The sequence below is a fragment of the Microcoleus sp. AT3-D2 genome, from assembly GCF_036705715.1.
Lineage (GTDB): Bacteria > Cyanobacteriota > Cyanobacteriia > Cyanobacteriales > Microcoleaceae > Microcoleus.
Map to the genome: position 1 here is coordinate 1 of NZ_JAUBVE010000023.1, position 8,476 is coordinate 8,476.

An 8,476-nucleotide genomic window follows, 5' to 3' on the forward strand; every position below is an offset into this window, starting at 1 on the left:
TGGCTTAGGCTGTCAGCCGAATCTTGCTCCACACCTTGTTCATTTTGTCAACCTTGCTAATTGATGACACGCCCTAGTACATTAGAATTTAAACAAAACGTTAAATTATTTTTCGAGGATTACCACGAAATCCTCAATCATCACATCAAAAGTTCGAGCCAGCTTGTGGACTGCTGCAAAGTCAACCATTGCCATCCCCTGAGAACGGGCATAATTGCTAATCGTACTGTAGCCCACGCCCGATCGCTCCGCAACCTCCTTGAGCGTCCATCCCTTCTCGGCCGCCAACTCTCGAACCCGCAATCTGACTAAGCCTTTGCTCATATTCACTATTTACAAAATTTTGGATTTAGTATAATATATCAAAAAGCGATCGCCCCGGTCATTCGATTTTAGATTTTAGATTTTAGATTTTAGATTGACTCTAAAGATGAATCTTGGAGCTTGAACGTTGGTCGAAAATTTTGCGCCTCTCATGGCAGAAGTCGGGGCTTGTCTCCGTTTTGCGGCGGAGTCAACGAAACTAAAGACGATCGCCAGCTAAAATTAATTCCGACAGATTATTTCTGTCGATCGCACTTAGCAGAGATAGATTTACCTACTACCACCAGATGCAACTACAATGATATCAAAAAATCAGCTAAGATCATCAGCGATCGGCGCATCAAAAATTATTCACAAATCGTCGATCGTCAATCCGCGATCGAGATTTGTCACCGAAGAAACAGTAGCACTTCTGTTCAACATATCACCCGAACAGGTATACCGGATCGATTGCTGCCACAACGTGGTGTACGTTCATGCCAAAGGCCTCAGTCGATTTGTCAGCTACGCCGATTTTCCGCCAATATTAGAAGTAAAATCGCCTTGTGCTCAAGATTTTGTCGCATGGTACAAACGCTGGAAACGGACACAAGCACCAGATTTTTGGACTAAATTCTATACGTACAACTTTAAAACGGCTGTTTCAGTTGACAGCTTGCTTGAGTGGGGTAAATTAGTCGGTACAGTGAAATCGGTAATTTCTCCCTCAGCGCTGCAACAGCTACGAGATGTTTACGCTCAAGAAAAAGCATTGATGGAAAATTTTTAAAGCAGTCGGGGCGAGTAAACCCGCGCTTGTTGATCACCAGCAAGATAAATGTAAGGTGCGCTTCGGCGCACCCTACGAAATAGAGATTCTACTCAAAACTCTTCTTTACCTTCCAATTCCCACATATTGGAAACCAGCCGCTTCTAAAAGTTTCTTGTCTAAGAAATTGCGGCCATCAATCATCACCGGATGATTCATCAACTTCGCCATTTTATCGTAATCTAAATTGCGAAACTGTTCCCAGTCTGTCACCAGCACCAAAGCATCGCAACCGTCTGCCAACCTTTCCGGGTCAGTTTCTACCAAAACTCCCGACAAACCGTGACGCATCCCAGTTTGAGAAACAATCGGATCGTAAGCTTTAACTTTCGCTCCCAATCGGTTCAAACTCTCGATTAAATTTAGCGAAGGAGCATCCCGCAAATCGTCAGTATCCGGCTTGAAAGTTAAACCCAAAAGTCCGACTGTTTTACCTTTGAGAATCTTCAAAACTTGTTGCAATTTTTCAATAGCAATCAACCGCTGGCGTTCGTTTACTTCCACTGCCGCTTTCAGCAAATGCGCCTCGTAGCCGTAATCCTCAGCAGTGTGAACTAAAGCTGAGACATCTTTGGGGAAACAAGAACCGCCCCAACCAATGCCAGCTTGCAGAAACTTGTTGCCAATCCGTGAATCTAAACCGATACCTCGGGCAACTTGACTAACATCTGCACCGACGCGATCGCAAATATTAGCAACTTCATTAATAAAGCTAATCTTCGTAGCCAAAAAAGCATTAGCTGCGTACTTAATCATCTCCGCTGAACTGATATCAGTCATCACCACAGGAACCTCTGGCAAAGACGGATTTTCTGCAAACTTGCGATCGACAATCGGCCGGTATAACTGTAGCATCATATCCATAGCCCGCCGAGAGTTGCTGCCGAGAACAATGCGATCGGGATTAAAAGTATCGAAAACAGCACAGCCCTCCCGCAAAAACTCAGGGTTACTAACCACATCAAATTGAACACCAGTTTTTGCTGCCACTTCCTCACCAGTAGCGCCATCACCGCTTTGAGGTTTTTGACGTTCTGCTAAACCGTCTAGTACAATTCTTCGCACCCAATCTCCCGAACCGATGGGCACTGTCGATTTGTTTACGATTACTTTGTAATCGCCGTCAAGGTGAGCTCCAATTCCACGAGCAACCGCTTCCACGTAGCGAGTATCGCTTTCCCCAGTAGGCAAAGGAGGCGTCCCCACGGCAATAAACAAAATGTCCCCGTGAGCCACTCCTGCTGCTAAATCTGAAGTAAATTCTAGATTGCCAGACGCAGATGCAGAGGACATTAATTCAGACAGTCCAGGTTCAAAAATAGGCGACTGTCCAGACTTCATTAATTTAACTTTTTCTTCGTTGTTGTCTACGCAAATCACGTGGTGGCCGATGTGGGCCAAACAAGTGCCGGTGACTAAGCCAACATATCCTGTACCGATGACGCAAACCTGCATAGAAATCTCCTCAAAGTTAGTAAAAAAATCAGATGGCAATCGGGAATTGGGAATCGGGAATTGGGAATTGGGAATTGGGAATAAGGAAGATTTTTCCCCTCCCCCACTCTCCCAGTCTCCCCCTCTCCCAGTCTCTACTTTTGGTTTCCCTCAATGCGATCGCGAAAATCCTTTATAGTCAACTCTAAACCTTGATCCAGCGGTACAGTTGGCTCCCACCCCAACCAATTTTTAGCACGAGTAATATCCGGTTGTCTCTGTTTTGGATCGTCTTCCGGCAGCGGTTTAAAGATAATTTCTGCCCCTGGATTAATCGTGTTTTGAATTTTTTGTGCCAGTTCCAATATAGTGTATTCGCCGGGATTTCCCAGATTCATCGGCCCGATTTGGTCGCTATTCATCAAACGAATGAATCCTTCCACCAAATCAGAAACGTAGCAAAAACTACGTGTTTGGGAACCGTCGCCGTATACAGTCAGTGGTTGATTCCGCAAAGCTTGAGCAATAAAATTGCTCACTACTCTGCCGTCATTTTCCAACATCCGGGGGCCGTAGGTATTGAAAATTCGGACAACTCGAATGTCTACCCCATTTTGACGGTGGTAATCAAAAGATAAGGTTTCAGCTACTCGCTTCCCTTCGTCATAACACGATCTGATCCCGATACAATTAACGTTGCCACGATAATCTTCTGTTTGTGGATGTACGTCAGGATCTCCGTACACTTCGGAAGTGGAAGCGAGAAAAAATCTTGCTTTTACCCGTTTTGCCAATCCCAACATATTCATCGTGCCGATGACGTTTGTTTTAATTGTCTTGACAGGGTTGTACTGATAGTGTATGGGGGAAGCGGGACAAGCCAGATGGTAAATCTGATCTACCTCTAACCGAATCGGTTCCGTGATGTCGTGGCGGATCAGCTCAAAATACGGGTTGTCGAGCCATTTGAGGATATTGCGTTTAGTCCCGGTGTAAAAATTATCCAGGCAGACTACCTCATGTCCTTGGGCCATTAAGCGATCGATTAGGTGGGAACCGAGGAAACCCGCACCGCCTGTGACTAAAATTCTCATTGTGGAAACTGCCGTTCTGTTTAGGGGTAGGACTGGGGTACAAAAATTCAGTCGCTAGAATGAAACTTTCTAATAGAATAACAAAATTGCGATCGACAATGTAAAGACTTATGCGTCACTTTTATAGAATCTTTAATTAACTTAGCATTCTCAAATACTTTGAACAAAGTGCTATAATTCGCAAATGTCGGTAGCAATTTTTATTTAAGCTTTAATATTTCCGAAAAAACACTCTTGACATTAGTTCTGTTATTTGTTAATGGTTATTGGTTATTTGATGACTTCGGTCTCAGGTTGGCCGATGCCCTAGGGGATAGCTGCGCTTCACGGGCTTATTTGAAAAAACCAGGGTCGATTTATCTGAAAAGCAATATGAGAGAAATTATGTCGATTTCGGGAAGAGAATTTCTGCTACTTTCAACCCTGGGTTGCACCCGTTGAATTGGGATTTCTGGAGATTGCAGCCAGAAGTAAATCCGGTTGATTGTGTAGCCTTTAGTTTTACAGTTGCTCAAGAATCGAGCAAAGTTACGAGCTGCTAAAGTTGTCTCGAAAGCGAAATCAGTGCCAGAGTCTGATAAAGTTCGCAATCTTTGTATCATTAAGTGTCCTGCGAGGATGGCGACTGACTCTGGATTGAATTAGGACATCCCGGCGGCGATCGCATCTGCATTTACATATTCAAAACATTCTAAAAAATAAGGTAATAATCTCAGGAAAACAGTCGTTTTACCTGAACCGTTAGGGCCGCCAATAATGTAAATATTTGGCATAATTGCGCTTCAACTTTTACTCATAGTCTTCTAGCTCAAATTCAATATATAGCAAAACCATTTGATTTGTAAACAATGGATTCAATCATCACAAACGTTTCAGGTGGTTCTACATTCACGACTCAAATAGACTTGCTATAGAGGTTATGGTGTGGCTTGAACACAATCGCTTAATTGGGTTTTGTTAACGATCGAATTTTGATTGATAGCTTACGTTCGGTCAGACATTCTGCACGATTAACCTGCAATAAACGCACAGTGACTCGACAGATCGCAGTTAGAGGTTCGATTGTACCACTTTCAGTTTGAAGTTGAAAATGGTCTTCCCAGCTATCTTTTCGAGGGTTGTAAAGTCGAACCACTTCATCCGTTTCTGGATCGATCGAGGCAATGTTGCTGCCTTTATTTTTGTTACAAATTGAGCAAGACAAAGCCAGATTATTTTCTACTGTTTCGCCACTGTGTTTTTCTGCAATGATATGGTCTATTTGATGAGATGAGAGGGCTAGTGTTTCTGGGATTAAACAATATTCGCAGTATCCGTTGGCGCGATCGCATACCATTCGTCGCAGACTAGCTGAAACTTAGGTTTTACTCATGCAGCCTCGCTCAGTTTCAGCAGGGCTTGCGCTTTGGCAATGCGTACTAAATGTTCGACAAATTCGTATTGTTGCCACAGGCGCTGCTCGATCGGCGTGAGTCCTTCCGTGCGGTTTTTCTCTAATAAAGTATCGATTTCAGCTTGAAGATCGACGGATAAACGCAGGGCTAATATTTCTTGTGGCGAGGGTAAACTTGCTATAAATTCTAATATCTTCGTGAGTCCAGAAAATCCGCTTGAAGGATTGGCTTCGACTTCCCTCAATCCCAGCATCAAAATCTGTGGTAACTCATCTTTGAGAGTATCTAGCCGCAGTGCTAGTTCGTCGGGAATTTGAAGGGTAATTGTTGCCATTTTTTTACTCACTGACGCTCTAACCTAATCCTAGCACAATAGACGAGGGGAATTATAATTATATAGTGTCATTATTGGATAGCGGTGGAATCTCAGCAGCAGTTATAGTCACGATTTTACCATCACGCCAGATACTAATTGATTGTCCTAGTCTGCGGTGTTTTTCAATTGCTTCGGCAATTGCTACTTTCACACCTGCATCAATTTTTTCCTATAACTTAAGGAGTTATTCTTCAGTCATTTGATTCCTAACCTATGCTCCATTTTCTTCAAAAAAAGCTTCTAAATCCCGATCGCCTCTGATAATTCTCATAATTTCAATTCCATCGTTCGCGATGCGGTAAAAGATAATGTAGTTTTGCACAGGAATACCGCGCAAGTAGGGGCGAAGTTGACTATAAGTGCGTCCCATCAGAGGAAATTGTGTCAACTAGCGGCATTTTTTAGTGAATTCATCGATGAATCGTTCGCCTGCTTCAACGTTGCGTGCGACGAAATAGTCTGCGATTTCGTCAAGGTCGCGAATAGCTTCAGGTGAGATGATATATTGGCTCATCAGCGATTATACCGATCGAGCTTTGTGAAATTTGGCTCTAATTTGAGCTATCGCCGTTTCACCATCCACTCCTTCACCGCGATCGAGTTGTGTGGCGGCGATGTCGATTTTGGCGCAAACTTCTTCTACCCAGCGATTGTATCGATCGCGTTTTTCCAGCAGCCGTAGCGCGTCAGCAATGATTTCGGTAACGTTGGTATAGCGCCCGCTAGCGAGTTGGGCTTGGATGAGTTGTTCTTGTTCAGGGGTGAGGGTGATACTCATAGGTAAAGATCGGCTGGCTATTGTTTTATTGCAGTTTGGGGGGATTGCACGTTTGTCTCTATTCTATTCTAATCTATGACTGATGCGTTACGTTGCACTAGCAATACCTACTACTATTTATCGATCGCAATCGCTAGTTCGTCGCGAATTTGAATGGTAATTCTTGCTATTGTTTTTAGTCACTGATGCTCTCTTGGAATCCTAGCACAATTGAAGCGCGATCGCCCTTTTGTGAGAAATGCAGTGTGCGATCTCGCCCCGCGCGATCGGGTAAAGGTGCGATCGCGCTTCCTGATTTTAGTCGCTTCACCCTACCAATCTGTTGAATAGCAGCAAAATTTTAGTTACCGTTGTTATCGTTGATGTCTAGATTTTGTATTGGCAGTTCTGAAGGTAGCGGTACAGTTATTTGTAGGAAAACATCAATTGTTATTTGATTGTTCTCAAAACTTATATTAGTTACATTAACTTTACTATTTTCTGATAAACCGTTTTGAAGAGGTAATTTAGCAGGGGGCTTAGTTTTATATCCAGCATCCTCAAGCCATTCAGCAATATTTCTCCAGTTTTCTATTTTTTCAATGCCTTTACCCACAAAGGCTTTAACGTATTTATAAATAGTGGCACACAGGTCAGTTTCAACTCCCTTGGGATTTTTTCGCAGCTTTTCGGCGATTTCAGCGGGACTGTAGCCACAAAGCAACCCCCGCAGATGCAGCTTTTCTACGGGGGTGAGAGGCTTTCCCTTAACGGCGGCCAAGTCCGAGTACAGAGTTTTTAAGTCCCAGCGGCTTTCGGCTTCGACGAAGCAATTGTTTGTGGATGCCATAGATGGGTGTCTCTAAATTTCCTGATGGAATTATAACATAACTCCTGATGAGTGTCAGGTTATTGCCAGACTCAGCTAGCGTATGATAAGTGAATGCTAAAGCGCAAGTAATGAAATTTAAAAGTCAAAACCTTTGTGGGATGGCTTTTTAGCCGTGACTGACTACAGTTAGCGACCCGACAGGGGAGTAAGGCTGAACTTTGGTAAGTTTCTCGCTTTGACTCTAGTTTCGGCCACTGCCAGTAATTTTTTTAATTTATTTTCTGGGATTTTGCATAATTTTCTGGATTTGCCCCTGATAAATAAATGGGAGGCTGCAATGCGCCTTCTGCAGACTGAGTTCTTTGTGAGTGCGATCGCGACGAAAGCTTTGCTATGCAAGAGTTTTGTTTAGATAGCAAATCCCTGACTTCGCATAACTTTAGGGCGATCGCAGGATCTAAAAATACAGGCTAGCAAGTCATTTTTTCAGAGATGGAGAAAGACTTGTAGCTCGAATAGGGATAAATCTAGTATTCACACTGAGATTGCAACATGAACATTAATGGAACGTTGGCTGACGATACTCTCAATGGCACCCCCGATGCAGATTTAATATTTGGACAACAAGGCTCTGACTTAGTGTTTGGCCGTGATGGAGACGACTTAATCTACGGCCAGCAAGGAGATGACAAGCTATACGGTAATGAAGGTAATGATACCGTCTACGGTGGCAAAGGTAATGATACAGTTTACGGCGGCAAAGGTGACGATCGGCTATTTGCTAATGCTGGAGATAACTTGATATACGGCAACGAAGGCGAGGATACAGTTAATGGCGGAATAGATAACGATACAGTTTACGGTGGTAAAGGTAATGACAGCTTGTTTGGCAACTTCGGGAATGACATTCTCTATGGAGATAAGGGAGCAGATACATTAACTGGGGGGAATGGTAACGACACTTTTTTTATTGGTAAAAATACTGGGGGTTCTGAGCTTTCGGATGCCGATTTGATTGTTGATTATACAGAGGGTGAGGATGTAATTAAGTTAACGAACGATCTTGCCTTTGATGACCTCAAGATTTATGTGGGAACAGGGGTTAATGCTGGCTACACGATTATTCAGGATGAGTTAACAAGGCAATATTTGGCAGTTTTGGAGGGTGACGCCAGATTGACTATTGCTGATTCTAGCGGGATTGTGAGTCTGACGCCTGCGCCTTTGCCGACTCCGACGCCTGTGACGACTCCGACGCCTGCACCGACACCTGCACCGACACCTGCGCCGACTCCGACACCTGCGCCGACACCTGCTCCGACGCCTGTGACGACTCCGACACCGGAGCCGAAGCCTTCAATCACCCCAAGTGCAACGACTCCGACACCTGTGACGACTCCGACACCTGTGACGACTCCGACACCTGTGACGACTCCGACACCTGTGACGACTCCGAC

General features: G+C 44.1%; 12 protein-coding genes and 1 pseudogene. 2 read left to right on the top strand and 11 right to left on the bottom strand.

Features of this window, described 5'->3' with window-relative positions:
* Positions 1-105: 105 nt before the first annotated feature.
* The gene (locus tag QUB44_RS12570; protein ID WP_006632503.1) at positions 106-324 is read right to left on the bottom strand and encodes a helix-turn-helix domain-containing protein; all 219 of its coding nucleotides are present in this window, start codon (positions 322-324) and stop codon (positions 106-108) included.
* Positions 325-622: 298 nt separating this feature from the next.
* Here QUB44_RS12570 and QUB44_RS12575 point away from each other — a divergent pair, with 298 nt between their 5' ends.
* Positions 623-1,093, top strand: coding sequence for a hypothetical protein (locus QUB44_RS12575; RefSeq protein WP_333367523.1), 471 nt, complete (start codon positions 623-625; stop codon positions 1,091-1,093).
* A gap of 105 nt (positions 1,094-1,198) precedes the next feature.
* Here QUB44_RS12575 and QUB44_RS12580 read toward each other — a convergent pair whose 3' ends face one another.
* The 10 genes and pseudogenes from QUB44_RS12580 to QUB44_RS12620 all read right to left on the bottom strand — a co-directional run bounded on the left by QUB44_RS12580 (position 1,199) and on the right by QUB44_RS12620 (position 7,037).
* The gene (locus QUB44_RS12580; RefSeq protein WP_333367525.1) at positions 1,199-2,587 is read right to left on the bottom strand and encodes a UDP-glucose/GDP-mannose dehydrogenase family protein; all 1,389 of its coding nucleotides are present in this window, start codon (positions 2,585-2,587) and stop codon (positions 1,199-1,201) included.
* Positions 2,588-2,721: 134 nt separating this feature from the next.
* Positions 2,722-3,660, bottom strand: coding sequence for a UDP-glucuronic acid decarboxylase family protein (locus tag QUB44_RS12585; protein ID WP_333038674.1), 939 nt, complete (start codon positions 3,658-3,660; stop codon positions 2,722-2,724).
* Between the two features lie 356 nt (positions 3,661-4,016).
* Positions 4,017-4,262, bottom strand: coding sequence for a hypothetical protein (locus tag QUB44_RS31160; RefSeq protein ID WP_445299895.1), 246 nt, complete (start codon positions 4,260-4,262; stop codon positions 4,017-4,019).
* A 39-nt stretch (positions 4,263-4,301) separates the two neighbouring features.
* The gene (locus QUB44_RS12590) at positions 4,302-4,433 is read right to left on the bottom strand and encodes a hypothetical protein (protein WP_333367528.1); all 132 of its coding nucleotides are present in this window, start codon (positions 4,431-4,433) and stop codon (positions 4,302-4,304) included.
* Between the two features lie 170 nt (positions 4,434-4,603).
* Entirely contained in the window at positions 4,604-4,996 is a 393-nt protein-coding gene (locus QUB44_RS12595; protein ID WP_333367531.1) for an HNH endonuclease signature motif containing protein, read from the bottom strand.
* Positions 4,997-5,028: 32 nt separating this feature from the next.
* Positions 5,029-5,388 carry a hypothetical protein gene (locus tag QUB44_RS12600; RefSeq protein ID WP_333367534.1) on the bottom strand — a complete coding sequence of 120 codons (360 nt, stop codon included), beginning with the start codon at positions 5,386-5,388 and terminating at the stop codon, positions 5,029-5,031.
* 253 nt (positions 5,389-5,641) lie between these two features.
* A pseudogene (locus tag QUB44_RS12605) lies at positions 5,642-5,944 on the bottom strand (type II toxin-antitoxin system RelE/ParE family toxin).
* A 6-nt stretch (positions 5,945-5,950) separates the two neighbouring features.
* The gene (locus QUB44_RS12610; RefSeq protein ID WP_333199092.1) at positions 5,951-6,208 is read right to left on the bottom strand and encodes a type II toxin-antitoxin system ParD family antitoxin; all 258 of its coding nucleotides are present in this window, start codon (positions 6,206-6,208) and stop codon (positions 5,951-5,953) included.
* Positions 6,209-6,383: 175 nt separating this feature from the next.
* Positions 6,384-6,518: a hypothetical protein gene (locus tag QUB44_RS12615; RefSeq protein ID WP_333367537.1), complete on the bottom strand. Its 135-nt coding sequence runs from the start codon at positions 6,516-6,518 to the stop codon at positions 6,384-6,386.
* Between the two features lie 30 nt (positions 6,519-6,548).
* Positions 6,549-7,037, bottom strand: coding sequence for a helix-turn-helix domain-containing protein (locus tag QUB44_RS12620; RefSeq protein ID WP_333367540.1), 489 nt, complete (start codon positions 7,035-7,037; stop codon positions 6,549-6,551).
* Between the two features lie 534 nt (positions 7,038-7,571).
* Here QUB44_RS12620 and QUB44_RS12625 point away from each other — a divergent pair.
* On the top strand, positions 7,572-8,476 hold a 905-nt coding region (locus tag QUB44_RS12625), incomplete at its 3' end, for a calcium-binding protein (RefSeq protein ID WP_333367543.1).